Source organism: Kitasatospora sp. NPDC033851 (assembly GCF_055576085.1).
Map to the genome: position 1 here is coordinate 18,790 of NZ_JBVIRL010000018.1, position 24,037 is coordinate 42,826.

General features: G+C 72.8%; 20 protein-coding genes and 1 pseudogene. 7 read left to right on the forward strand and 14 right to left on the reverse strand.

Annotation, left to right across the window (positions count from 1 at the left end):
* Positions 1 to 488: 488 nt before the first annotated feature.
* Both ACZ51D_RS29095 and ACZ51D_RS29100 read right to left on the reverse strand, forming a co-directional pair.
* The gene (locus tag ACZ51D_RS29095; RefSeq protein WP_465624760.1) at positions 489 to 1,385 is read right to left on the reverse strand and encodes a hypothetical protein; all 897 of its coding nucleotides are present in this window, start codon (positions 1,383 to 1,385) and stop codon (positions 489 to 491) included.
* A 473-nt stretch (positions 1,386 to 1,858) separates the two neighbouring features.
* Complete coding sequence (locus ACZ51D_RS29100) at positions 1,859 to 2,191, reverse strand: carboxymuconolactone decarboxylase family protein (protein ID WP_360502256.1); 333 nt, start codon at positions 2,189 to 2,191, stop codon at positions 1,859 to 1,861.
* Positions 2,192 to 2,556: 365 nt separating this feature from the next.
* Between ACZ51D_RS29100 and ACZ51D_RS29105 the strand changes: the two genes are divergently transcribed.
* Both ACZ51D_RS29105 and ACZ51D_RS29110 read left to right on the forward strand, forming a co-directional pair.
* Complete coding sequence (locus ACZ51D_RS29105; RefSeq protein ID WP_360502254.1) at positions 2,557 to 2,988, forward strand: DUF7144 family membrane protein; 432 nt, start codon at positions 2,557 to 2,559, stop codon at positions 2,986 to 2,988.
* Between the two features lie 422 nt (positions 2,989 to 3,410).
* Positions 3,411 to 3,617 carry a hypothetical protein gene (locus ACZ51D_RS29110; RefSeq protein ID WP_465624835.1) on the forward strand — a complete coding sequence of 69 codons (207 nt, stop codon included), beginning with the start codon at positions 3,411 to 3,413 and terminating at the stop codon, positions 3,615 to 3,617.
* 18 nt (positions 3,618 to 3,635) lie between these two features.
* Here the strand turns inward: ACZ51D_RS29110 and ACZ51D_RS29115 are convergent.
* The 5 genes and pseudogenes from ACZ51D_RS29115 to ACZ51D_RS29135 form a co-directional block, all read right to left on the reverse strand.
* Positions 3,636 to 3,737 (reverse strand): annotated as a pseudogene (locus tag ACZ51D_RS29115) (2-hydroxyacid dehydrogenase); the annotation flags it as partial.
* Between the two features lie 109 nt (positions 3,738 to 3,846).
* Positions 3,847 to 4,872 (reverse strand): 6-phosphofructokinase, encoded by a 1,026-nt coding sequence (locus tag ACZ51D_RS29120; RefSeq protein WP_360502250.1) that lies wholly within the window; start codon positions 4,870 to 4,872, stop codon positions 3,847 to 3,849.
* 351 nt (positions 4,873 to 5,223) lie between these two features.
* The gene (locus tag ACZ51D_RS29125; protein ID WP_360502247.1) at positions 5,224 to 5,952 is read right to left on the reverse strand and encodes a type 1 glutamine amidotransferase; all 729 of its coding nucleotides are present in this window, start codon (positions 5,950 to 5,952) and stop codon (positions 5,224 to 5,226) included.
* 46 nt (positions 5,953 to 5,998) lie between these two features.
* A complete protein-coding gene (locus tag ACZ51D_RS29130) occupies positions 5,999 to 7,261 on the reverse strand; it encodes a MurT ligase domain-containing protein (protein WP_360502244.1) in 1,263 nt (420 codons plus the stop codon).
* A gap of 262 nt (positions 7,262 to 7,523) precedes the next feature.
* A complete protein-coding gene (locus ACZ51D_RS29135) occupies positions 7,524 to 8,264 on the reverse strand; it encodes a GNAT family N-acetyltransferase (protein ID WP_465663896.1) in 741 nt (246 codons plus the stop codon).
* Positions 8,265 to 8,558: 294 nt separating this feature from the next.
* On the opposite strand from ACZ51D_RS29135, the gene ACZ51D_RS29140 reads away from it, so the two are divergent.
* Both ACZ51D_RS29140 and ACZ51D_RS29145 read left to right on the forward strand, forming a co-directional pair.
* The gene (locus ACZ51D_RS29140; RefSeq protein ID WP_465663898.1) at positions 8,559 to 12,530 is read left to right on the forward strand and encodes a non-ribosomal peptide synthetase family protein; all 3,972 of its coding nucleotides are present in this window, start codon (positions 8,559 to 8,561) and stop codon (positions 12,528 to 12,530) included.
* A 106-nt stretch (positions 12,531 to 12,636) separates the two neighbouring features.
* A complete protein-coding gene (locus ACZ51D_RS29145) occupies positions 12,637 to 12,879 on the forward strand; it encodes a hypothetical protein (RefSeq protein ID WP_360502236.1) in 243 nt (80 codons plus the stop codon).
* 148 nt (positions 12,880 to 13,027) lie between these two features.
* Here the strand turns inward: ACZ51D_RS29145 and ACZ51D_RS29150 are convergent, their stop codons facing one another.
* The 4 genes from ACZ51D_RS29150 to asnB form a co-directional block, all read right to left on the reverse strand.
* Complete coding sequence (locus ACZ51D_RS29150) at positions 13,028 to 13,459, reverse strand: hypothetical protein (protein WP_360502233.1); 432 nt, start codon at positions 13,457 to 13,459, stop codon at positions 13,028 to 13,030.
* A 77-nt stretch (positions 13,460 to 13,536) separates the two neighbouring features.
* Positions 13,537 to 14,961, reverse strand: a complete 1,425-nt coding sequence (locus tag ACZ51D_RS29155) for a pyridoxal phosphate-dependent decarboxylase family protein (protein WP_465663900.1) — start codon at positions 14,959 to 14,961, stop codon at positions 13,537 to 13,539.
* Positions 14,962 to 15,121: 160 nt separating this feature from the next.
* Positions 15,122 to 16,243: a hypothetical protein gene (locus ACZ51D_RS29160; protein WP_360502228.1), complete on the reverse strand. Its 1,122-nt coding sequence runs from the start codon at positions 16,241 to 16,243 to the stop codon at positions 15,122 to 15,124.
* A gap of 266 nt (positions 16,244 to 16,509) precedes the next feature.
* Complete coding sequence (gene asnB / locus ACZ51D_RS29165; protein ID WP_465663901.1) at positions 16,510 to 18,369, reverse strand: asparagine synthase (glutamine-hydrolyzing); 1,860 nt, start codon at positions 18,367 to 18,369, stop codon at positions 16,510 to 16,512.
* 227 nt (positions 18,370 to 18,596) lie between these two features.
* Here asnB and ACZ51D_RS29170 point away from each other — a divergent pair, with 227 nt between their 5' ends.
* On the forward strand, positions 18,597 to 18,872 hold the full coding sequence (locus ACZ51D_RS29170) for a hypothetical protein (protein WP_360502223.1): 276 nt from the start codon (positions 18,597 to 18,599) through the stop codon (positions 18,870 to 18,872).
* A 97-nt stretch (positions 18,873 to 18,969) separates the two neighbouring features.
* The gene (gene glmS / locus ACZ51D_RS29175) at positions 18,970 to 20,796 is read left to right on the forward strand and encodes a glutamine--fructose-6-phosphate transaminase (isomerizing) (protein WP_360502220.1); all 1,827 of its coding nucleotides are present in this window, start codon (positions 18,970 to 18,972) and stop codon (positions 20,794 to 20,796) included.
* Between the two features lie 102 nt (positions 20,797 to 20,898).
* On the opposite strand, the gene ACZ51D_RS29180 is transcribed toward glmS, so the two are convergent.
* Together ACZ51D_RS29180 and ACZ51D_RS29185 are read right to left on the reverse strand one after the other, a co-directional pair.
* Complete coding sequence (locus tag ACZ51D_RS29180; protein WP_396289337.1) at positions 20,899 to 21,810, reverse strand: glutaminase; 912 nt, start codon at positions 21,808 to 21,810, stop codon at positions 20,899 to 20,901.
* A 202-nt stretch (positions 21,811 to 22,012) separates the two neighbouring features.
* A complete protein-coding gene (locus ACZ51D_RS29185; protein WP_465624775.1) occupies positions 22,013 to 22,732 on the reverse strand; it encodes a DUF3152 domain-containing protein in 720 nt (239 codons plus the stop codon).
* A gap of 283 nt (positions 22,733 to 23,015) precedes the next feature.
* Between ACZ51D_RS29185 and ACZ51D_RS29190 the strand changes: the two genes are divergently transcribed.
* On the forward strand, positions 23,016 to 23,255 hold the full coding sequence (locus ACZ51D_RS29190) for a heavy-metal-associated domain-containing protein (protein WP_465624777.1): 240 nt from the start codon (positions 23,016 to 23,018) through the stop codon (positions 23,253 to 23,255).
* Between the two features lie 118 nt (positions 23,256 to 23,373).
* On the opposite strand, the gene ACZ51D_RS29195 is transcribed toward ACZ51D_RS29190, so the two are convergent.
* On the reverse strand, positions 23,374 to 23,937 hold the full coding sequence (locus ACZ51D_RS29195) for a DinB family protein (protein WP_360502211.1): 564 nt from the start codon (positions 23,935 to 23,937) through the stop codon (positions 23,374 to 23,376).
* Positions 23,938 to 24,037: the final 100 nt, after the last annotated feature.

Sequence of the window (24,037 nt, forward strand, 5' to 3'; positions counted from 1 at the left end):
GAACCGGTCAGGCGACCCTGGGTCGAGAAGCTCCGACCGTCCTGCCGGTGTCGGCCCTCCGGGCGCGGCAGCGGTTTCTGCGGTCACGCGGCGCCGAGCCCCTGCCGGGTGACGGGACTCGCAGGGCCGCCCCACAGCCGGCGGGGAGGTGTTCCTCCGATCATCGCGGACGCCGGCGGCATCCGGCGCGGTGGAAACGCCACGCGGGTGAGCCGCGTCTGCAGCCGGTGGTAAGCAGTGGTTCTGTGGATCGGCTTCTTGGTGGCGCTCGGCTTCGCCATCCGCGAGTTCCTCGACACCGGCCCGGACGGTGACCGCGCACCGCATCCAACAGCCCCAGGTGCCTCCGCCGGCCACGCGTGACAACCCTCCCAAGATCGGGACAGCACCGCTGCCCGCCGCGTCGGCGTGGCAGCAGCCGGGACCACGCTGCCCGCCGAGTGCCTGCCCCGAACACACGGGACCCCGCCCACCCCGGTGCAGCGGGGTCAGTCCGCCGGCCGGCGCACGTGTCGGTGGCGCAGGTACCAGAGCGCACCGACTACACCGGACAGCGTGACCAGCGCGACCAGGAGCAGCGGGTACCGGCTGCCCGCGAGCTTGGCGTCGGTGGCGACCACGAGCATCACCGCACCGATCGGCAGCAGCAGCGAGAGCACTGTCCTGAGGCCGGAGCCCACGAGCGCGGGCCGGGCCCGGGTGGCGTGGTCCGACTCCGACGGCGCGGTGGTGGCGTCGCCGTGGTAGTACGCCCGGGCTCGCTTGCCGAGTTCCTGGGTCGCACGGTGGTAGGAGTAACCGAGGTAGGGCAACCAGATCAGCGGGGCTACCAGGCCGATGAGGAGGACCACCGCGAGCAGGATCCACTGCCCGACGCGGGCGGCGGTCGACGTCGGCCGTTGCTCGGGGGTAACCACGCCGAGCAGGTAGGCCATCCGTTTCACCACCCTCCACAGGGCTGCGATACGGCCGGGAGGGGTATCGGTTCGCGTCGCCGCGGCGGCCTCGAGCGCGGCCCGGGCCTGCTCCTCGTCCTGGTACACGCCCTGGATCACGAGCAGCTCGGCCGCCCGTGCGCCATCGGTGGGCTCCCGCCCCGCGACCGCCGCCAACTCCAGCATCATCCGGCTCTGCGTGAGCAGCGCGCTGCAGAACGCGAACGGGACGAGCGCCATGAACGGGCCGCCCACGAATGCGCCCTCGCTCTGGCTGACCCGCCGGCCCCGTGTGATCACCATGACGCACAGCTCGGCGTCACCGGCGTCGGGATGCTGGTCGCGCGCGCGGGCGACCGAGGCGCCGGCGCGCCGCCCGAGATGGTGGACGGCGAAATTGGCCAGCAGTTCGGGCAGGTGGCCAGGGTCCGCCAGGGCTGCCCGCAGCACTTGACGGGACAGTGCGGATTCCGGGCCATCGAGGGGAGGTTCCTCCACACGACCAGCCTCTCACCGCGGCGCGCAAACAGGGGTGGCGCCTTTGACGTGTTGGAGGTGACTCGAAGGCCTCGGTCGATCCCGCTGTCCCGCCACCACGGCGTTGCGCTATGGCCCGAGCAGATGCGCGTCTCAGCCGCCGGGGAAGCCGGAACTGAAACTCGGCGATCGTCGCCATCCCGTTCGAGGGCGCGGTGCGGCCGGTCAGCAGCGCGGCCCGGGTCAGCGAACGCAGCGCGGTGGTGTGGAAGTTCGAGCACTTCACCCCCAGGTTCGCGATCCGCGCTTCACTCCGACCCGATCCCTTGCGTGATCGTGGTCGTCCCCCACCCCGGGCGGCGGCCGGCTGACCGGTTCCTCCGCCGTCCGGGATCACCGCCACGGCAAACGGTTTGAAGAACGACATGCACCGCGGTCGCGGCGTGCTACATGCCGCCCTGGTTCTCGATTCCCGCGTCGGCCACCGCGATGGCGACCCCGAGCGCCTCGGTGATGTGGGTCGCGGCCGACATCACCCGGGCGGTGCCGACGATCGGCGCGATCGCGACCAGCACGTCCTGCAGCTGACTGGCGGTCATGTGCTCCTTCATCGCCGGTTCGAGGTGCGCGAGGTAGGAGAGCGCAGGTGCGTCCATCGCCGCCAGCGCCGCGATGCGGGTGAGGATCAGCATGTCGGGGGCCAGTCCGCACCGCTCGATCGAATCGGCGGTCATGGCCATGAGGGTGTCGAGAACGGGCGTCTCAGAGGTGGTGGGCATGTCTGCCATCTCCACGTGTCGCTGGGCTTCAGTCTGCGCTGCCTGCCCAGACCGGGGCGTCCGAAGGCCGCCCGGTCCGACCGTAGGCAACCTCCGGACCGCCCGCACGGACAGTGGGCCGACCGAGTGGATCACCCGGTGCAGTGACTCGATCGGGTGACCCACCATCTCCGGCCCCGCGGAAGGCCAGGAGGATGTGCAGGTTCCGACTCGTGGACCCGGTGATCGTTCTCTCGGCCCGACGAAGGGCTGGGGCAGTGCGCGAGTAGCCGCCGTGTCGCGATCGTGGCAACTTGGTACTGGAGGCCGGATCTCTGACCAGGTCGCACGGAAACGGCGACGGTTTCTCTCCCAAGGAGCCGAACATGGCCAGCAACGTCAGCCGAGCGTCGGAAGGTAATCAAGTCAGCCGGAAGCCCTTCGCGGGCGGCTGGACCCTCTTCGCAGCCTGCATGATGATCTTCGGCGGAACGATGGCGATCCTCGAGGGAATCGGCGCCATCGTCAACGACGAGCGCTATGTGATCACCGGCAACTACGTCTACAAGTTCGACGTCACCGGCTGGGGCTGGCTGCACCTCATCCTCGGCCTCGTGATCGTGGTGGCGGGCTTCCTGCTCTTCACCGGCGCGATGTGGGCACGGATACTCGGCGTGACCGCGGCAGGATTGAACATGATCGCCAACTTCCTGTGGCTGCCCTACTACCCGTTCTGGGCCTTGGTCATGATCGCCATCGACATCTTCGTCATCTGGGCGCTGACAGCCGGAACCCACCGACAGGAGACCCGAGCCTAGGAACGCAGATCCCAGCCGGGCCGGGCCCTCCCGATCCCGGGACGCTTGCCGCGGTTCTGCGCAGCGCGACCCTGAACCCCTGAGATCCGCGGATCGGCGGAGCGCGCAGACCCACCAAAAGCCGGTGCTGGGCCCGAGGGTTTCCCTTGGACGTCCCCGGCACCGGCTTCGGACGCTTTCCGCGGCCTGCTCCCGACGGTGATCGAGCTGCTGGAGCCGGCCGGCAGAAGTGGCCGATGACGTCGCGGTGTGCTGCGCGTCGCCCTGATCGCCCCCGTTCGGGTGGTTCAGGGTTGGGCGGGCGCGGGGCGTGGGACAGGCCGGTAGTGACGAGATCCAGCGCGGGCCGTCGGGCCCGCCGGTCGACCACACCTGCCGCCACGTCCATGACTTCAGTTCATCCCGGCCTCGGGGGCGCGTCCATGACCAGCAGCGTTTCCGTGGGACCCGAGGACGCGGGCAACTGGGTGACGGCACCCGCCGGCCGTCTGCCCGGCGACATTGCCGCTCGGATCCGGGCGGCCCGGGAGGCGGGGGTCGAGGAGCGCCACCTCGCAGCGATCCTCGCCGAGGCCTTCCCCCTGTTCGGCACCGGAGGCAGGGGCCCTGCCCCGCGGGCCGACGCGTGACCACCACCGCCAACCGGAGCGGCTACACGGCAGCAGGGGCACGTGCAGGCTCACCAGGTCGGCGCGGGTGAGGAGTTCGGGCAGCTCGGTGTAGGTCATGCCGAGTTCCAGGCAGGCCGGCTGCGGCCACGCTGGAGGGCGGGGCGCGGGCACGCCCGCCGGGTGCGCGAAGGCCCCCGGACCGTACGCGGCGGCGGGGTCCGGGGGCCTTCGGCGGGCGGGCGAGCGGTCAGAGGACCGTCTCGGCCTCGAGGTAGCGATCCTGCGGGACGGTCTTCAGCTCGGCGACGGCCTCCGCGAGCGGCACCAGGTTGATGTTGGTGCCCTGCAGCGCCGTGATGTGCCCGAAGGCGCCCTTGTGGACGGCTTCGACGGCGTGCCAGCCGAAGCGGGTGGCGAGCACCCGGTCGTAGGCGGTCGGGGTGCCGCCGCGCTGGGTGTGGCCGAGGATGACCGGCCGGGCCTCCTTGCCGAGGCGGTGCTCCAGCTCGCGGGAGAGCTGGGTGGCGATGCCGGTGAAGCGCTCGTGGCCGTAGATGTCCTTGCTGCCCTCCTCCCAGTGCATGGTGCCGGGCTCGGGCTTGGCGCCCTCGGCGCAGACCACGATGGCGAACTTCTTCTGGCGGTCGAAGCGCTCGCGGACGACGGCGGTGAGCTTGTCGATGTGGAACGGGCGTTCCGGGACGACGATGGCGTGCGCGCCGGCCGCCATGCCGGCGTTGAGCGCGATCCAGCCGGTGTGCCGGCCCATGACCTCGACGACCATGACCCGCTGGTGGGACTCGGCGGTGGTCTTCAGCCGGTCCAGGGCCTCGGTGGCGACCGAGACGGCGGTGTCGAAGCCGAAGGTCACGTCGGTGGCGGCGATGTCGTTGTCGATGGTCTTCGGCACGCCGACGATCGGCAGGCCCGCGTCGCTCATCAGCTTGGCGGCCTTCAGGGTGCCCTCGCCGCCGATCGGGATGACCGCGTCCAGGCCGAGGTCCGAGCAGTACTTCTTGGCGCGCTCGACGCCGTCCCGCAGGTGGCTCGGCTGGACCCGGGAGGACCCGAGGATGGTGCCGCCCTGGGCGAGGATGCCGCTCACCGAGTCCAGGGTCAGGGGGCGGTGGTGGCCCTCGAGGAATCCGCGCCACCCGTCCTCGAACCCGATGATCTCGTCGCCGTGGTCGACCACCCCCCGGTGGACCACGGAACGGATCACCGCGTTCAGTCCGGGGCAGTCACCGCCGCTGGTCAGCACTCCGATACGCATTAGCTTTGCAACTCCCGAGCAGAACCGAGGTACGGCCGGACTACAGGCTGGGACGACGAGCCGTCACCGTGACGGGGCGCTCCCGCACCGGGGTGGCGGGGGAGTGGCCGTGGGGTGAAGGACCGGTCGATCCGGACAGAACGTCCGAAACCGACCGTGAAGTCGAGCATACGGCCCCTGGTCCGGCCGGGCAGGAGCCGACGTGGGAGCGGCGCCGTCGGCGCCCCCACGTGGATGTGCAGCCTGCTGCCGAGGAGGGTGTGCAGTAGGCAGCCCCATTGTCGTACGTCCGGGGCCGCCCGCGGGCCGGGTGACCGCATCGCGGGCACCCGGCCGGGGCGTACCGGCGTACTACGCGGGGCGCGTCGCGGCGGCGATGCGCTCGGCGCGCAACGCGTCGTACCAGGTGGTGTCGGCCGGCGGCAGGGCGTTGACGTCCAGCGCCAGCTTGATCAGCATGTCGGCCACGGCGGGGTTGCGCGCCAGCACGGGGCCGTGCAGGTAGGTGCCGAAGACGGTGTCCCGCCAGGCGCCCTCGGTGCCGTCACCGGTGCCGTTGCCCCGGCCGACGGTGACGTTGGCGAACGGCTGGACGCCCTGTCCGAGGTGGGTGACGCCCTGGTGGTTCTCGAAGCCGGTCAGCTGCGGCAGGCCGAGCCGGGGGTCGACGTCGGCGAGCACGTCGCCGACGCAGCGGGCGCCCTCGCCGCGCGCGGTCCAGACGTCGAGCAGGCCCAGGCCGGGCTCGCGCTCGCCGAGGTCGTTGATGAACTCGTGGCCCATGATCTGGAAGCCGGCGCAGACGCCGAAGATGATCGCGCCGTTCTCGGCGGCCCGCACCAGGCCGCTGTCGGCGCGCAGCCGCTCGGCGGCCAGCCGCTGCGGGCGGTCCTCGCCGCCGCCGATCAGGTAGATGTCCCCGCTGGTGGGGATCGCCTGGTCGGAGCGGACGTCGATCCGGGTCACGTTGAGATGGCGCTGGCGGGCCCGGCGCTCCACGACCAGGGCGTTGCCGCGGTCGCCGTAGGTGCTGAGCAGGTCCGGGTAGACCCAGACCACGCGCAGGCTGCTCTCACTCATCCTCGAAGGCCTTCCGTCACGAAAAGACTGGTGTGCGGGCGCGGCATCAGCCGGCCACGACCTTCCGCAGCTGCTGGAAGGCGGTGTAGTTGGCGATGGCCTCGATCCGGCCGGGCGGCGCCATCCGGACGGCCTGCTCCAGGGTGTCCACCACGTGGAACTGCAGCCCGGCGACCTCCAGTCGGACGGCCAGGTCCAGCTTGCGCTGGCCCATCACGAAGACCGGGTGCCCGGCGAGACGCTCGTAGTCGACGTCCCACAGCCAGGAGGTGTCGGTGCCGTCGGCGTCGAGGGCGTTGACGGAGAGGATCACCGGGGCGGGCGGGCCGTCGATCAGCGAGAAGGTCTCCAGCCAGCCGGCCGGGTTCTTGGCCAGCAGCAGGCGGATGTCCCGGCCCTGGTACTGGACGACGTCGTAGCGGCCGGCCACGGCGGTCACCGAGCGCATCCGCTCCAGGGCGACCTGCGGGGAGACGCCGAACACGGCGGCGACGGCGGCCGAGCTGGTGGCGTTGGCCAGGTTGGCCCGGCCGGGCAGCTGCAGCTGGATCGGCCAGGCGCCGCGCTGCGGGTCGATCACGTGGGTGCCCTGGAGCGCCCAGTGCGGGTTGGGGCGACGGAAGCCGCACTCCTGGCAGAACCAGTCGTCGCCGGGGCGCTGCATCACACCGCCGCAGGCGGGGCAGGACCAGGCGTCCTCCTTCCACGCCTGCCCGGCGGCCACCCAGACCACCTTCTTGCAGGAGGAGGCGGCCCAGGTCACCAGCGGGTCGTCGGCGTTGGCGATGACCACGGCCTCGGTGTCCTGCAGGCCCTCGCGCCACTTCTCGGCCATCATCCGGGTCTCGGCGGCGCGGTCGAGTTGGTCGCGGGAGAGGTTGAGCAGGGCGATCGCCTTGGGGCTGGTGTCGCGGGCGACCATCGCCAGGTACTTCTCGTCGACCTCGATCACGCCGAAGCGGGCGTCGCTGCCGCCCGCCAGGGCGGAGGTGATGCCTGCCGGCATGTTCGCGCCGAGGGCGTTGGAGACCACCGGGCCGGCGGCGCGCAGCGCCTCGGCGATCAGGCGGGTGGTGGTGGTCTTGCCGTTGGTCGCGCTGACCAGGACGACATCGAGGTGGTCGGCGAGGGTGGCGAGCAGGTCGGGGTCGAGCTTGAGGGCGACCTTGCCGCCGATCACCGAGCCGCTCCCGCGTCCGGCCTTGCGCGACACGGCGGCGGCGACCTTGCCGGCCGTGACCGCGATCTTGGCGCGGGCCGGCAGCGAGGCGTCGCGTGCGCCTGTGGGCTCCGATTCGGTGCCTGCCATGCTCAGTGGTTCCTCCTTGCTGCGGCACCGCCCGGGACCGGATAACGGGCCGTCGGGCGGCGGGGACGGGAGTCAGCCTACCGACTCCGTCGTCCGGCCGGACGATCCGGACCCCGCGCCGCCTGCTGTGACGGGCCGGCGCAGGGTACTGACGCTCCGTCAAGGAGGGCGGTGTACGGAGGGACTCCTCATCCCTTGGGGACGCTCCACCGGCTCCGCCGGGTTCCCGGGGTGCCCCGGTAAGGATCTGGTGAAGAAATGATCAGCGGCTCGGGTGGTGGGTGCGGGCGGCCGGATCCTCGGCGCGCAGGGTGGCCGTGATCACCAGGGTGCCGTCCTCGGCACGGAAGTCCAGCGGCGCGGCCAGCCGGCGCATCGCGGCGATCAGGCCGCTGTTGGCGGCGTGGGTCACCGCGTACACCGTCCCGATCCCGGTCGCCCGGGCCGTCGCCGACAGCCGCCGCAGCAGGGCCTGGCCCAGCCCCTGGCGCTGCCAGGCGTCCTCGACCAGGACGGCCAGCTCCGCCTCGCCGTCGTCCCACATCAGGTGCCCGAGGGCGAGGATCCGCCCGTCCGGGGCGGCCACGGCGAGGCTGCGGCCGTGCCGGGCGTCCAGCAGGTGGTCGAGGTAGCGGTCGGCGTCGCGGACCGGTCCGTGGTAGCGCAGCCGCAGCGCGGCGGGGGAGCAGCGGCCGTGCATCGCCAGGGCCGCCGCCTTGTCGGCCGGGCCGGCGGGGCGCAGCAGCAGCACGGTCCCGTCCGGCAGGGACAGCCGGGACGGGGCGTCCGGCACCCGGTCGGCCGGGCCGCGCTGCGGGTGCGGCTGCGGGTTGGGGTGGTGCGGGTGTGGGTTGGGGTGCGGGTGCGGCCGGGCGACCCGGGACGGGCCGTCGGCGAGCGCGGGCAGCCGGGCGGCCAGGCTCTCGGACGCCGCGCACCTGGGGTCGGACCTGCGGAAGGGCCGGTGCCAGAGCCGTTCGGGGCGAGTGCGTGATGCCGTCATGCGGCCGACGCTACCTACGGTTCGCTTCCGGTCGGTTACGTGATCGTGAACGGGCGAATGCCCGCCCGGGACACGCCCGGGACACGGCCGGGACCGGCCGGGCCGGAACCGGGACCGGGTGGCCCGGGAGCCGGGACGGAGCCGGAACAGGTCCAGACCGCTGCCTCAGGCAGGTGGGACAGCGGGCGGCCGACGGTGGATTCCATGACCGGCGCTCCTGGTGAGCAGGACGCCGGGACCCCTTTCCGCCAGGCACCCCGCCGGGCACCCAGCCAAGCACCGAAGGCAGCTCTCATGCGCATCACCCCGTCCGTCGCCGTCTCCGCCGCCACCCCCGCCCTCCCGCACGCCCGCCGCGCCCCGGTCGGCACCTCGCTCACCGCCCTGCTCGACCGGCAGGTGCGCACCCGGCCGGATTCCACGGCCGTCGTCGGCGAGAGCGAGGCCGGCGGCCTCACCTTCCTGGAGCTGTCCGAGTCCGCCCGCCGGCTGGCCGCCGAGCTGCGCCGCCTGGGCGCCGGCGCCGACACCTGCGTCGGCCTGTACGTCGAGCCGTCGGTGGAGCTGGTCGCCGGGGTCTGGGGCGTCCTGCACGCCGGGGCCGGCTACCTGCCGCTGTCGCCCGAGTACCCCGAGGACCGGCTCCGCTACATGATCGAGGACAGCGGCACCCGGATCGTGCTCACCCAGGAACACCTGCGCGAGCAGTTGGCCGCGCTGGCCCCGGCCGGGACGGCGATCGTCACCTTCGAGGACGCCCCGGCGAACCGCGCCGCGGCGGAGGGGAGCGGCGCCGAGGGGAGCGGCGCCGAGAAGGCCGGCGCCGAGGAGGTCCGGCCGGAGTCGCTGGCCTACGTGATCTACACCTCCGGCTCCACCGGCCGCCCCAAGGGCGTGATGATCGAGCACCGCGCGGTGGTCTCGCAGCTGCGCTGGATGCTCGACGCCGGGCACCTCGACCCCGGGGTCACCGTGCTGCAGAAGACCCCGATGAGCTTCGACGCCGCCCAGTGGGAGATCCTCGCCCCGGCCGTCGGCGCCCGCGTGGTGGCCGGTACGCCCGGCCTCTACCGCGACCCGGAGGCGCTGGTCGCCGCCGTCCGGCGGCACGGCGTGACCGCGCTGCAGTGCGTGCCCACCCTGTTCCAGGCACTGCTGGACACCGAGGGCTTCACCGACTGCGCCGGCCTGGCCCGGCTGTTCTCCGGCGGCGAGGCGCTGTCCCGGCGGCTCGCCCGCAATCTGGGCCACGCCCTGCCGGGGGCGAAGCTGGTCAACCTGTACGGCCCGACCGAGTGCACCATCAACGCCACCGCGCACGTGGTCGACCCGGCCGAGCTGGGCGACGGCGCCGGCTCGGTGCCGATCGGCCGCCCGGTCGACAACACCCGGTGCTACATCCTGGACGAGCAGCTGGTGCCGGTCGACGCCGACGGCGTCGGCGAGCTGTACATCGGCGGCGTGCAGCTGGCCCGCGGCTACCTGCACCGGCCGGAGCTGACCGAGGAGCGGTTCGTCCCGTCCCCGTTCACGCCCGGCGAGCGGCTGTACCGCACCGGCGACCTCGCGCAGTGGAACGCGGACGGCACCCTCCAGTTCGCCGGCCGGGTCGACAACCAGGTCAAGCTGCGCGGCTACCGGGTCGAGCTGGACGAGATCGCCCGCGCGATCGAGGAACACACCTGGGTGCGCCGCTCGGCCGCGATCGTCGCCGGCGACGAGCGCACCGGCCACCGGAACCTGGTCGCCTGCGTCGAGCTCAACCCGCGCGAGGCCGCCCTGATGGACCAGGGCAACCACGGCGGCCACCACCAGTCCAAGGCCAGCAAGCTGCAGGTCAAGGCACAGCTGTCCGACCCCGGCGTGCGCGACCCGGCCCGGCTGGCCGGCCGCGAGCGGGTCGAGCTGCCCGGGCGGCGCGAGAGCGAGGCCCAGCGCCGGGAGACCTTCGCCCGCAAGACCTACCGCTTCTACGACGGCGGCCCGGTCACCCGCGAGGACCTCGCCGCGCTGCTCGCCCCGCGTCCGGCCGGCGCCTTCGGCCGGGACCTGGAGCTGCTGAGCTTCCCCGAACTCGGCCGCATCCTGCGCTGGTTCGGCCAGTTCCACAGCGAGGAGCGGCTGCTGCCGAAGTACGCGTACGCCTCGCCGGGCGCGCTGTACGCGACCCAGCTGTACCTGGAGACCGGCGGTCTGGACGGGCTCGCGGCCGGGCTGTACTACTACCACCCGGTCGAGCACAGCCTGATCCGGACCGGGCCCGCCGAGACCCGCGAGGAGGCCTACCTGACGCTGCACTTCTCCGGCAAACACGGCGCCATCGAGCCGGTGTACAAGAACAACATCCGCGAGGTGCTGGAGTTCGAGACCGGCCACATGCTGGGCGTCCTCGAGGAGGTGCTGCCCGAGTACGGGCTGGACGTGCGCCCGCTCGGCCTCGACCCGGCGGTCAAGGAGCGGCTGGACGTCGCCGAGGAGGACCACTACCTGGGCGGCTTCACGGTCGCCCGGGGCGGCGGAGCGGCCCGCGCCGAGTGCACCGAGCTGTACCTCCAGGTCCACGAGGACCGGGTGGAAGGCCTGCCGGCCGGCCTCTACCGGTACACCGACGGCGACCTGGAGCGGGTCTCGGACGCGGTGGTGGAGTCCCGGCACGTGATCGCGATCAACCAGTCCGTCTACGCCCGGGCCGCGTTCGGCATCACCGCCGTCAGCCGCGCCGAGCAGGAGTGGCTGGAGTACATCGCGCTCGGCACCAAGCTGCACCACCTGCAGCGCAACGGCCGGGGCCTGGGCTTCATGTCCTCCGGCTACAGCTCCAAGTCCGGCCACCCGCTGCCCGCTTCGCGCCGCATCGACGAGATCCTCGCCGGCCGCGGCATCGCCCCCGGCCCGTCGTACTTCTTCCTCGGCGGCAAGGTGAGCGAGGAGCAGATCCGCAGCGAGGGCATGCACGAGGACACCGTCCACATGAAGGGCCCGGCCGAGATCATCAAGGACGAACTGGCCAACCTGCTGCCCGACTACATGCTCCCCAACCGGGTGCTGGTCGTGGACGCCCTGCCGCTCACCGCGAACGGCAAGGTCGACCTCAAGGCCCTCGCCGCCTCCGACGCCGTCCGCACGGCCGACGCCCGCAGCGAGTACGTCGCCCCGGGCACCGGGCACGAGCGGTGGCTGGCCGAGGCCTGGGGGCAGGCGCTGAAGTACGAGGACGTCTCGGTGGCGGACGAGTTCTTCGCCGTCGGCGGCAACTCGCTGACAGCCGTGGCCCTGGTCCACCGGATCAACCGCGAGTTCGGCATCACGCTGCCGCTGCAGGTGCTGTTCGAGTGCCCCAGGCTGGTCGACCTGGCCGCCCGCATCGAGCGCGCCTGCGGCGAGGGCGAGGGCGGGGGCGGGGCCGGGGGCGGGGCCGGGGCCGGGGCCTCCAGCTCCCGGCTGATCCCGCTGCACCCCGGCGAGTGCGGCCGGCCGGTGTTCTGCTGGCCCGGGCTGGGCGGCTACCCGATGAACCTGCGCCTGCTCGGCCGGGAGGCGAGCGACGGCCGCGCCTTCTACGGCATCCAGGCGCACGGCATCAACGAGGGCGAGACGCCGTACCCGACCATCCGGGAGATGGCCGCCGCCGACGTCGCCGAACTGCGCCGGGTGCAGCCCGAGGGCCCGTACACGCTGTGGGGCTTCTCCTTCGGCGCCCGGGTCGCCTTCGAGGCGGCCTGGCAGCTGGAACAGGCCGGCCAGCGGGTGGAGAACCTGCTGCTGATCTGCCCCGGCAACCCGGAGGTGCGCCGGGACGACGGCCACCAGTGGGGCCGCGAGGCCTCGTACGCCAACCCCGCGTACGTGACCATCCTGTTCGGGGTGTTCACCGGCCGGATCAGCGGCCCCGAACTGGAGCGCTGCCTGACCGCGACGGCGGACGAGGACGGCTTCGTCGCCTCCGTGCACCGGATGCTGCCGGAGCTGGACGAGGAGCTGATCCGCCGGATCACCGGAATCGTCGGTGAGACCTACGAGTTCGAGTACAGCTTCCGCGAGCTGGCCGAGCGGCGGCTGGACGCCCCGGTGACCATCTTCAAGGCCGCCGGCGACGACTACTCCTTCATCGAGGGCAGCAGCGGCTACTCCGCCGCCCCGCCCGCCGTGGTCGACCTGGCCGGCGACCACTACGGGGTGCTGAAGGAGCACGGCGTGGCCGAACTCGTCGCCGCGATCCGGGCGCTGGAGCGGACCACGGACCGGGAGACCGCCCCGGAGCACTGACGCGGACACGCTCACGGATGGCCCAGAATCCGTGAGCGGGGGAACCCCTTCGGATAGGGATGGCTCGGCTTACCGCCGATCCCGTCCCGATCCGAAGGGGTTCCCTGTGTTCCAGAAGTCCGTACGGGCCGTCGCGTGTTGCGCGCTGCTCCTCGTAGCCCCGCTCGCCCTCGCCCAGCCCGCCGCCGCCATCGCCTCCTCGACGGTCACCTCGAACTCCGAGAACAACGGCCCCAAGACCCCGGAGGAGGCCGCCGCCTGCAAGTCCGTCACCAGCGCCCTGCTCGGCGGCTTCGGCTCCATGCTCGGCAACGCCGTGTGCGTGGTGAAGCCCGCCGTCAAGGGCTGATCAGCGCACGACCCGTCAGCGCACGGACTCTGCCCGCAGGGGCGTCCGTGCGCTGACGTAGTATCCGGCGCCATGACGATCGAGGACGCGAGCACTGCCGACACGGTCGAGGTGAAGGCCGAGGACTGACGGCCGCGCCGGGTGCCGGTCAGGCGATCCGGGTCGGGGGGCCTTCCACGGTGTGGCCGGTGGTGGTGAGGAGGGCCGCGAGGTCGGCCGGGGTGACGGACCGGGGGGTGCGGAGGAAGAGCTCCTCGGGGTGGAGCGAGAGCAGGGTGATCCGGTGGTCGTTGAGCGTGGTGGGGGTGTGGGCGAGCGCCGTGGTGCGCACCCGCCACAGCGTGGTCGGTGGCGGGGCGTGCGGAGACCACCAGCTGTGAAGCACCGCGGTGGCGAGCAGGGCGAGCGCGGAGGTGCCCAGGACGACCGGGCCGTCCGGGCCGTGGACGACGACCTTGGCGATGAGGTCGGCGGCGGTGACGGAGAGGAAGACCGCGGCGAGCTCGACGGTGTCGCGGCGCCAGCGGCGGTCGCGTCGGGCACCGGGGACGCGGCGGAGGGAAGGCTTCGAGTGCTCCATGACCTCCACCGTGCCCGACCGGTGTTTCCCGGCCGCGTACCTGCCGTGACCTGGTGGTTACGGTCCGCGTGAGGCTGTTACGGGAGCAGTTCCGCGGCTGCGGCCTTCACCTCGGCGAGGAGGAGGCGGAGGTCGTCCTCCGTCGTCGTGGCGTTGAGGAGGCAGGCGCGGAGCATCTCGTGCTCGCCGAGGCGGGCGCCGGTGACGAAGACCCGGCCGCGCTGCTGGACGGCGGCGGGGAGGTCGCGGTTGAGGGTGTCGCGGGCGGCGGGGTCCAGGCCGGGGGCGCGGTGGCGGAACGCCACGATGGAGGTCTGGACCTCGGCGAGCAGCTCCAACTCCTCGTCGGCGCTGACGAGTTCGCCGAGGCGGCGGGCCAGCGCGGTGCACCGGGCGATGTCCCGGGAGAGGCCGGCACGGCCCTTGTGGGCGATGGTGGCCCAGACCTTGAGGGCGCGGAACGGGCGGGTCTGCTCGGTGCCGTACTCGGAGAACCAGCCGAGCGCGCCGGCCGCCTCGTCGCGCAGGTAGGACGGGACGAGGCTGAAGGTGCCGCGCAGCTCCTCGGTGTCGCGGACCAGGGCGCAGCCGCAGTCGACCGGGACGCCGAGCCACTTGTGCGGGTCGAGGGCGAGCGAGTCGGCGCGCTCCAGGCCGGCGTAGCGGTGGGAGATGGCGGGGTCGAGCCGGCCGAAGGCGCCGTACGCGCCGTCCACGTGCAGCCAGAGGCGCTGCTCCTCGCACAGGTCGGCGATCGGGCCGAACTCGTCGACCGCGCCGGTGCCGACGGTGCCGGCCGAGGCGACGACCAGGAAGGGCAGCAGGCCGGCCGCCCGGTCGCGCTCGACGGCGGAGCGCAGCTCGGCGGTGTCGAGGAGGCCGTCGGGGCCGGTGGCGACGGTGCGCAGGTGCTTGCTGCCGAGGCCGAGGAGTTCGGCGGCCTTGCGGACGCAGGAGTGGGTCTCGCCGGTGACGTAGCCGGCCAGCGGGGGCAGGCCGGCCAGGCCGTCCTCGCGGACGTCCCGGCCGGCCCGGCGGGCGGCGCGGTTGCGGGCGGCGGCGAGGCAGACGATGGTCGCCATCGAGGTGCCGGAGGTGAGCAGCCCGCCGCCGGCCGGGTGCGGGAAGCCGACGAGTTCGGCGATCCAGCGGACGACGGCGCGTTCCAGGTGGACGTCGGCGTGGTCGCCGCCGGCCGAGCTGGGGTTCATCGCGGACGCGGCGAGGGTGGCGAGCACCCCGGCGGGAGCGGGGGCCGAGTTGACCCAGCCGAAGAAGCGCGGGTTGCCGTTGCCCATGGGGTACGGCATGACCTCGCGCCCGATGGTGTCGACCAGTTCGGCGAGCGGGCGGCCGTCGGCGGGCAGCGGGGCGTCGAGCAGGGCCTGGCGCGCGGTGTCGTCCATGGGCTGCCAGATCGGGCGGTCGGGGAGTTCGGCGAGGTAGTCGGAGACCAGTTCGGCGGTGGCGTGGGCGGCGGCGCGGAAGTCGTCGGTGGCCATGCGGGGCGCTCCAGGGGGCCGGGGGAGGGGAGGCGCGGCATCCTCGGCGCACCCTGATCAGGCGATGGTCGGGTGATCTTACGCAAAGGGCCCGCGCCGTGCGGCGCGGGCCCAGCAGACGGAACGGGGGCGATCAGTCCAGCGAGCGGGACGGGGGCGATCAGTCCAGCGAGGCGGACAGGCCGCTCGCCGAGCGGCAGTAGCCCTGCATCTCCTTGTTGGTGATCTTGGCGCAGAGCCGGCCGGCCGCGCCGGCGTCCGTGTAGTTGACCGTGTAGTAGCTGACCAGGCCCTCCGCGCAGGCCTTGCGCTGCCAGCCGTCGGCGGCGGTGGCGCACTGCTGGGCGGCCCAGTCCTCGCGGTCGAGGTTGTACTTCATGGTCCGCGAGCCGACGCCGCGGCTGCAGTCCACCGCCCCGCCGCCGGCCTTGCCGTTGAGGCACCACTTGAGGGCGTCGGCGTAGACCTCGGGGTGGTTCGGGTAGTCGTGCGAGGAGAGGTAGAAGGTCGGGGCGTAGAAGAAGCAGGCGGACTGGAACAGGGCCGGCTGGTCCTTGCACGGGTAGAGCGGGTCCTGGGCGAGCTTGTCGGCGGGCAGGTTGGCCTTGGCCTGCTCGTCCTCCTCGTCCGGGCCGAAGAGCTGCATGAACAGGCCCTCGGAGCAGCGGATCTTGTTCTGGTCGGTGGGGAACTTGTTGCACAGGTCGCGGGCCTTGGCGACGTCCTGCTTGACGACGAACATCGTGCCGTGGCCGACGCCGTGGATGCAGGGGCCGCTGTTCTTGGGCGCGCAGAGCTTGAGCAGGTCCACCTCGGGCTGGGCGGAGGCGTTCAGCATCTCCTCGACGGCGCCGTGCAGGTAGCCGGCCGCGCAGGTCTCGTGCGGGAAGGAGATGACCTTCTGGAAGTCCGCGTTGAAGCGCTTGACCGCCGCGTGGCCGAGCTCGTGCGCGATCGGGTGGCAGAAGCGCACGGTGTACGGCTTCTCCTTGGTGATCTTGTCGAGGTCGGCGAGGGCGACGCCGGGGTCGGTGGCGTCCATCTCGGCCATCAGCTTGTTGCGCAGCGTCGAGCGGGTCCACACCGCCGGGTCGCCGGTCGGAGTGGCGCTCGCGGGGCCCGCCGAGGTCGGCTGGGCGCCGCCGGCGGCAGGAGCCCCGGGGGCCGCGGCGGCGGGCGTCCCGGTGGCCGCCGCGGGCGACCAGTCGGTGACGGCCACCGACCCGAGGCCCAGGACGCCCAGGAGGAGGGCGGTGAGAATCGCGAAGACTCGCGGCTGCATGACGGGATCCCCCGGCGGATCGAGGTGAAAGGGTTCGCTCCCATCCTGACGGCAGGGGGGCGGGAATCCACGATTTCGCCCGCCATTCGGGAGATGTCGGCGACGCTACCGCACCGTGCGACGCTCGGGAGCGGCGGGATGGTTCCCGGTGATCACCCGGACGGCGCAACGGCCCGTGTGGCCGGGCCGCTGCGCCGTCCGGGCGCCGGTGCGTCGCCGCGCCGCTGCGCCGACCGGGTGCCGGTGCGCCGTGCGGGTGCGGGGAGTCATAGCTCCAGCGTGACCTGGTACTCCGTCAGCCAGGCGTCCAGGTCGAGCGCGAGGTCCACGCCCAGCCGGACGGACTGCGGGTCGGTGTCCGGGGCGAGCGCGTCGGCGAGGCGCCGCCGGTCGAGCAGGTCGAGTGCCGGGGACTTCCGCTCGGCGGCGAGCCGGGTGAGTTCGGCGCGCAGCCGGGCCGGGTAGTGCGGGTCGGTGGTCACCGGGTAGGGGCTCTTCGCCCGGTCGGCGATCGCGGCCGGCAGCACGTCCCGGACGGCGGCGCGCAGCAGGCTCTTCTCCCGTCCGTCGAAGCTCTTCATCGCCCACGGTGTGTTGAACACGTACTGGACCAGCCGGTGGTCGCAGAACGGCACCCGCACCTCCAGCCCGTTGGCCATGCTCATCCGGTCCTTGCGGTCGAGCAGGATGCGGACGAAGCGGGTCAGGTTGAGGTAGGAGATCTCACGCATCCGCCGCTCCAGCGGGTCGGCCGCCGCCAGGTGCGGGACCTCGGCGATCGCCTCGCGGTAGCGGGACCGGCGGTAGCCCTCCAGGTCGAGCTTGCGCAGCAGTTCGGCGTCGAGCAGCTGTTCGCGCGGGCCGGAGCCGCTGCCGGCGATGGCGCTGAGGCCCGCGGCCCAGGGGAAGTCCTCGGTGGCGACGCTCCTCGGGTCGTGGAACCAGCTGTAGCCGCCGAACAGCTCGTCCGCGGACTCGCCGGACAGGGCGACGGTGGAGTGACGGCGCACGCCCCGGAAGAGCAGCAGCAGGGACACGTCCATGTCGCCGACCCCGCCCGGCAGGTCGCGGGCGCGCAGCGCGGCGGAGCGCCGGGAGGGGTCGGTGAGGTCGGCGGCGTCCAGCTCGATCACGCTGTGGTCGGCGCCGATGTGGTCGGCGAGCAGCCGGGCGTACGGGCCGTCCTCGGTCTGCCGGACCTCGTCGGCGTGGAAGTGCCCGCTCCGGCCGGTGAACCCGACGGAGAAGGAGCGCACCGGGCCGGCCCCGGCGGCGCGCAGCGCCCGGGCGGCGAGGGCGGTGACGGCGCTGGAGTCCAGGCCGCCGGAGAGCAGCGAGCAGAGCGGGACGTCCGCGTCGAGCTGGCGGTGCACGATGTCCTCCAGCAGGGCCCGGACGGTGGCGACGGTGTTCGCCAGGCCGTCGCGGTGCTCGCGTGCCTCCAGCGCCCAGTAGCGGCGGACCGAGACGCCCGTGCGGCGCACCCGCACCACGTGCCCGGGCCGGACCTCCTGGATGCCCCGGTACGGCGTCAGGCCGGGGGTGCGGGTGTAGCCGAGCAGTTCGCGCAGCCCGTCCAGGTCGACCACCGGACGGACGGCGGGGTGGGCGAGCAGGGCCTTGGGTTCGGAGCCGAAGACCACGCCGTCCGGGGTGGGGTGGTAGTGCAGCGGTTTGACGCCCATCCGGTCGCGGACCAGCAGCAGTTCCTCGCGCCGGGCGTCCCAGACGGCGAAGGCGAACATGCCGTTGAGCCGCTCGGCGAGGCCCTCGCCCCACTCCAGGTAGGCGTGCAGCACGACCTCGGTGTCGCTGCGGGTGCGGAAGCGGTGGCCGGCCGCCTCCAGTTCGGCGCGCAGCTCGCGGTGGTTGTAGACCTCGCCGCTGTAGGTGAGCGCGGCCAGCAGCCGGCCGTCCCGCTCGACCGTCATCGGCTGGGTGCCGCCCTCGGGGTCGATCACCGCGAGGCGGCGGTGGCCGATCGCGGCGTGCGGCTCGAGCAGGACGCCGCCGGCGTCCGGGCCGCGGCAGAGCTGGGTGGCCGTCATCGCGTCGAGGACGCTCCGGTCCCTCGGTTCGGCGGTGAGGTCGCGGTCGAAGGCGACCCATCCGGTGATCCCGCACATCAGCCAGCCTCCGGTCTTCCGCTTCGTGTTCAGGGGATCACGCTACGTGTGGAGTCGGTGACGCTACAAGGGTTGGGCGGAAGACGAGCGAACGCGGGGCCGGGTGGGCGTCGAGGGCGGGTACGGGGTGCGCCCGGGCCGTGCGACTGGGCCATAAGCCGTCATGTCTGCCCGATATCGGGCAGGAACTTTGGCTTCGCGCTTCGATCGACCTAGGCTGCTCACTCGTGCCGAGCTCACCCCACCCTCACGAAGACCTCCTCGCCCACCTGACCCGGACCAGCCCGCTCGGGCCCCGGGAGGCGGCGCGGGTCGTGGCGGAGGTGCTGGCGTACTTCTCCGAGAGCACCGAGGAGTACGTGCGCCGCCGCCACACCGAGCTGCAGGCACGAGGTCTGACCAACGAGCGGATCTTCGCCCGGCTCGCCGAGGAGCTCCCGCAGCGGCGCGTCGCGGCGCCGGAACTCTCGGCCCGCCAGCTGCGGCGGATCGTCTACGGCTGAGCGCCGTCTGAGCGCCGTCGCCCAGGCGGCCCCGGAACGACCTGCGCCACCACGTCTACGCCACCCGTCTACGCCACTACGAACGAGGAGTCCACCCATGTGCGGAATCGTGGCCTACATCGGCCCCAAGGACGCGACCCCCTTCCTGCTGGAGGGACTGGCCCGGCTGGAGTACCGCGGCTACGACTCGGCGGGCGTCGCCGTCACCGGGCGCAGCGGCGGCATCAAGCTCCGCAAGGTGAAGGGCCGCGTCGCCGACCTCGCCGCCGCCGTGCCCGCCCGGTTCAAGGGCACCACCGGCATCGGCCACACCCGCTGGGCCACCCACGGCGTCCCCAGCGACGCCAACGCGCACCCGCACCTGGACAACGCCGAACGGATCGCCGTCGTCCACAACGGCATCATCGAGAACGCCGACGAACTGCGCGTCAAGCTGGCCGCCGACGGCGCCGTCTTCCGCTCCGAGACCGACACCGAGGTGCTCGCCCACCTGATCGCCGCGCACATCACCGAAGGCGTCGAGCTGGAGGACGCGGTGCGCGCCGCGCTCGGCCGGGTGGTCGGCACGTACGGCATCGCGGTGCTCGACGCCGAGCAGCCGGACCGGATCGTGGTCGCCCGCAACGGCAGCCCGATCGTGCTCGGCATCGGCGAGAAGGAGATGTTCGCCGCCTCGGACGTCTCCGCGCTGGTCCGCTACACCCGCCAGGTCGTCCACCTGGAGGACGGCGAACTCGCCACCGTCCGGGCCGACGGCTTCCGCACCTTCACCGCGGACGCCCGCACCACCCACCGCCAGCCGTCCACCGTGGACTGGGAGGTCGACTCCTTCGACACCGCCGGCTACGAGCACTACCTGCTCAAGGAGATCCACGAGCAGCCCGGCTCGGTCGAGCGCACGCTCAGCGGCCGGCTCGACGAGCGCTTCGCCACCGCGCACCTCGGCGGCCTCAACCTGGACGCCCGGGAACTGCGCGAGATCCGCCGGGTCAAGATCCTCGGCTGCGGATCCGCCTACTACGCGGGCGAGATGGGCGCGCAGCTCATCGAGGAGCTGTCCCGGATCCCCGCGCACAGCGAGCCGGCCTCGGAGTTCCGCTACCGCAACCCGGTGATCGAGGCGGACACCCTGTACGTCGCGGTCAGCCAGTCCGGCGAGACCTACGACACGCTGGCCGCCGTCCAGGAGATCAAGCGCAAGGGCGGCCGGGTGCTCGGTGTCGTCAACACCGTGGGCAGCGCGATCGCCCGCGAGTGCGACGGCGGCATCTACCTGCACGCCGGGCCGGAGGTCTCGGTCGCCTCCACCAAGGCGTTCACCTCGACCGTCGTCGCCTTCGCGCTGCTGGCCCTGCACTTCGGCCGCATCCACGACCTGTCGCCCGCCGACGGGCGCCGGATCGTCTCGGCGCTGCAGGCGCTGCCGGACCAGATCCGCGAGGTGCTCGACCAGAGCGAGGCGATCGCCGAACTCGCCGCCGAGTACGCCGAGTCGACGGGCATGATGTTCATCGGCCGGGTGCGCGGCTACCCGGTCGCCCGGGAGGGCGCGCAGAAGCTCAAGGAGATCTCCTACGTCCACGCCGAGGCCTACCCGGCGAGCGAGCTCAAGCACGGCCCGCTGGCCCTGATCAGCCCCGAACTGCCCACCGTCGCCCTCGTCCCGGACGACGAGCTGCTGGACAAGAACCTCACCACGCTGGGCGAGATCAAGGCCCGCTCGGGGCGCGTCATCGCCGTCGCCCACCGCCGCCCGGAGGAGAAGCTCGCGGACCACTGCATCCTGGTGCCCAAGAGCGAGCCCGAGCTGGACCCGCTGCTGCTCAACATCCCGCTGCAGCTGCTCGCCTACCACGCCGCCGTCGCCCTCGGCCGCGACGTGGACAAGCCGCGCAACCTGGCGAAGAGCGTGACGGTGGAGTAGCCCGCACGGAGAGACGTCGGGCCCCGGTCGCTGTGCGGACGACCGGGGCCCGGCCGATTTCGGGGCCCGGCCTCGCCACCTCACCGGCACCTCGTCGGAGGCTCAGAAGACCGAGCAGCCGGAGAGGGTGGTCAGGGTGTCCAGGGCGGTGACCGCGGCGACGGAGTTGCCGGCCTGGTCGAGGCGCGGACCCCAGGCGCAGACGGCGGCGCGGCCGGGGAGTATGGCGAGGATGCCGCCGCCGACGCCGCTCTTGCCCGGAAGGCCGACGCGGAACGCGAACTCGCCGGCGGCGTCGTAGGTGCCGCAGGTGAGCAGGACCGCGTTGATGCGCTTGGCCTCGCTGCGGGACATCAGGTGCGTGCCGTCGGCGCGCACGCCGTAGCGGGCGAGGAAGGAGCCGGCCAGGACCAGGTCGCGGCAGCTCGTGGCCAGGGCGCAGTGGGCGTAGTAGTGCTCCAGGACGGTCTCGACCGGGTTCTCCAGATTGCCGTGGCTGGCGATGAAGTGCGCCAGGGCGGCGTTGCGGTGGCCGTGCTCGGCCTCGGAGGCGGCGACCACCGGGTCGGTGTCGAGCCCGGGATTGCCGGACTCGCGGCGCAGGAACTCCCGTACCGCGCTGGAGGCGTCGCCGGTCATGGTCTGCAGGCGGTCGGTCACCACGAGGGCGCCCGCGTTGATGAACGGGTTGCGCGGGATGCCGTGCTCGGTCTCCAGCTGCACCAGGGAGTTGAAGGGGTTGCCGGACGGCTCGCGGCCGACGCCCCGCCAGAGCGTGTCACCGCCGTAGGCGACCGCGAGCGCCAGGGAGAACAGCTTGGACACGCTCTGGACGGAGAACGGCTGCTCCCAGTCCCCGACGCCGTACAGCTCCCCGTCGACGGTGGCGACGGCCATGCCGAAGGCCTCCGGGTCGGCGGTGGCGAGGGCCGGAATGTAGTCCGCGACCCGGCCCTGCCCCCGGGTCGCCCGGGCGGCCGCCTCCGCGGCCGCCAACAGCACCGGCCAGTCCAGGATCTCCCCGCCGGGCACACCGTTCAACGCACTTCCTCCACCGGCACCGACTACGGACACGATCGGGACCGGGCGCGCGGTGCGGGCGGCGTCCGGTCCGACCAGGATTATCCGTGTTTCGGGGCGGTGCTTCGGTACGGGGTGGGTGGTTGCGGCGGCACAGCGGCGGAACCGGCGGTGGAACCGCGACGGCTACGGCGGTTTACGGGGCGTTGGTGGGGGCCTGGACGGGCGGGCCGGTCAGCAGGGTGCCGGCGTCGGAGTAGGGCCAGCCGTTGGGGACGCAGTCGTGCAGCCCCTTGATCTGCTGCATCATCACCGGCGCCGGAGCGCCCGGGCCCGGGCAGTCGACGTGCCCGTTGCCGAGGATGTGGCCGACCTCGTGGTTGACCGCGAGCGCGTGGTACAGCTCGGGCTTGCCCTGGTAGAACTCGGACAGCTCGGTCCACCGCTTGAGGTTGATCACCACCTGGTGGGTCACGCCGCAGTTCACCCAGCCGCCGGTGTCCAGCCCGTACTGGCCGCAGATCCGGTCGGTGGACTGTGGAGTGGCCAGGTAGACGGTGAAGTCCACCGGGTCGGCGGGCATCCGCTGGAAGGAGGCCGTACCGCCGGCGGCCCAGCCGTGCCGGACATCGCCCAGGACCGCGTCCACCTCGGCGGCGAACTGCTCCGGACTCTCCGCGATCCCGTTCTCCACCCGCACCTTGTACCGGTACAGGTGCTCGCCGGTGCCGAAACGGGCGGAGCCGCCGGGCGCCGTGGTGAACACGAGCGCGGCCGGGCCGTGCTCGCGTTCGCTCCACGGCTGCCACCACAGCAGGCCGGCCGTCACGGCGGCGGCCACCGCGAGGGCGAGCGCGCCGTGCCAGAGCTTCCGGGGGCGCAGCCGCCGGGCGCGGAGCCGGGTGAGCGTCTTCACCGGCTGCCCCCGAGGGGGCCGTTCGGTCGGGCGGGTATCGGGGCCAGTGTGGACATGGCGGTACGGCTCCAATGCGGGGCCCGGGCGGGCTTCGGGGTTCTACCGGGAGGAACGGGTGGGGACGGGGCAGGGGTTCAGGGGGTTCGCGAGGCCGGGGTGAGGTCTCCTGTCGGATGCGGGGCCCGGGTGGTTCCCGGAACCGCTCGATGGTGTCACCCGTGCGGCGTGTCCCTGGGATCGGGGGCCGGATTCGGGTGTTGTGGTGCGGGTCGACCCACTCCCCGTGCACGTCATCGGAGGCACCGTCATGTCCACCACCGCCGTTTTCGCCGTCGACGGGATGAGCTGCGGCCACTGCGAGAGGACGGTCAGCGCCGGGCTGTCCGCCCTGCCGGGCGTCACCGACGTCGTCGCCGACGCGCCGAGCGGGCGGGTCACCGTGGCCTCCGCGCAGCCGCTGGACGAGGCCGTGGTCCGCGGCGCGGTCGACGGGGCCGGGTTCACGCTGGTCGGGCCGGCCTGAGTGCGGGCCAGAGTGCGGGCCTGAGTGCGGGTCTGAGGCCGGGTTCGCGCCCGGTTTCGGGAGCGATGCGTGGGGTCCGTCGGTGGGGTGACCGACGGACCCTGCCGCCGTCCGGGGTTCAGCCCATCGACTTCGCGCCGTCCAGGGACTCGCGGATGATGTCGGCGTGGCCCGCGTGCTGGGCGGTCTCGGCGACGATGTGCAGCAGCACCCGGCGGGCCGACCACGTGGTGTCCGCCTGGAACCACGGGGCCTTCGGCAGCGGGTGGGCGGCGTCCAGGTCGGGGAGCGTGGCCACCAGCTCGTCCGTACGGCGCGACACCTCCTCGTACGCGGCCAGGACGCCGGCCAGCGTCTCGCCGGGCAGCATCCGGAACTCGTCGGCTCGGCGGGCGAAGTCGGCCTCGGTCCACGTGGTGAAGTCGGGCATCGCGGACGGGCCATCCACGATGAACTCCGCCCAGAGCCGCTCGACCGTGGTCACGTGCTTGATCAGGCCGCCCAGACAGAGCGCGCTCGCGGTGGTCCGCAGGCCCGCCTGCTCGTCGGTGAGGTCGCGGGTGGTGAAGCGCAGGAAGTGCCGCTGCTTCTCCAGCGCGACCAGGAGGTCGGCGCGCTCGCCGGTGACGGTGCTGGGGGTCGCGGCGGGGGTGCTGGTCGTGGTCGGGGTCGTCGTGGTCATGGCTTAGGGCCTTTCGTTCGGTTCCTGCTCCCTCGGACAAGAACCACGCTACGGACCATTGCGGCCACTTCCTGTCCTGAATTCCGGGAAGAATCGGATC

Coding starts and splice junctions, on each gene's coding strand:
- ACZ51D_RS29195 (WP_360502211.1), bottom strand. CDS start 23,937: ATGACCACGACGACCCCGACCACGACCAGCACCCCCGCCGCGACCCCC.
- ACZ51D_RS29120 (WP_360502250.1), bottom strand. CDS start 4,872: ATGCGTATCGGAGTGCTGACCAGCGGCGGTGACTGCCCCGGACTGAAC.
- ACZ51D_RS29125 (WP_360502247.1), bottom strand. CDS start 5,952: ATGAGTGAGAGCAGCCTGCGCGTGGTCTGGGTCTACCCGGACCTGCTC.
- ACZ51D_RS29140 (WP_465663898.1), top strand. CDS start 8,559: ATGCGCATCACCCCGTCCGTCGCCGTCTCCGCCGCCACCCCCGCCCTC.
- ACZ51D_RS29130 (WP_360502244.1), bottom strand. CDS start 7,261: ATGGCAGGCACCGAATCGGAGCCCACAGGCGCACGCGACGCCTCGCTG.
- asnB (WP_465663901.1), bottom strand. CDS start 18,369: ATGTGCGGGATCACCGGATGGGTCGCCTTCGACCGCGACCTCACCGCC.
- glmS (WP_360502220.1), top strand. CDS start 18,970: ATGTGCGGAATCGTGGCCTACATCGGCCCCAAGGACGCGACCCCCTTC.
- ACZ51D_RS29105 (WP_360502254.1), top strand. CDS start 2,557: ATGGCCAGCAACGTCAGCCGAGCGTCGGAAGGTAATCAAGTCAGCCGG.
- ACZ51D_RS29135 (WP_465663896.1), bottom strand. CDS start 8,264: ATGACGGCATCACGCACTCGCCCCGAACGGCTCTGGCACCGGCCCTTC.
- ACZ51D_RS29155 (WP_465663900.1), bottom strand. CDS start 14,961: ATGGCCACCGACGACTTCCGCGCCGCCGCCCACGCCACCGCCGAACTG.
- ACZ51D_RS29150 (WP_360502233.1), bottom strand. CDS start 13,459: ATGGAGCACTCGAAGCCTTCCCTCCGCCGCGTCCCCGGTGCCCGACGC.
- ACZ51D_RS29160 (WP_360502228.1), bottom strand. CDS start 16,243: ATGCAGCCGCGAGTCTTCGCGATTCTCACCGCCCTCCTCCTGGGCGTC.
- ACZ51D_RS29100 (WP_360502256.1), bottom strand. CDS start 2,191: ATGCCCACCACCTCTGAGACGCCCGTTCTCGACACCCTCATGGCCATG.
- ACZ51D_RS29110 (WP_465624835.1), top strand. CDS start 3,411: ATGACCAGCAGCGTTTCCGTGGGACCCGAGGACGCGGGCAACTGGGTG.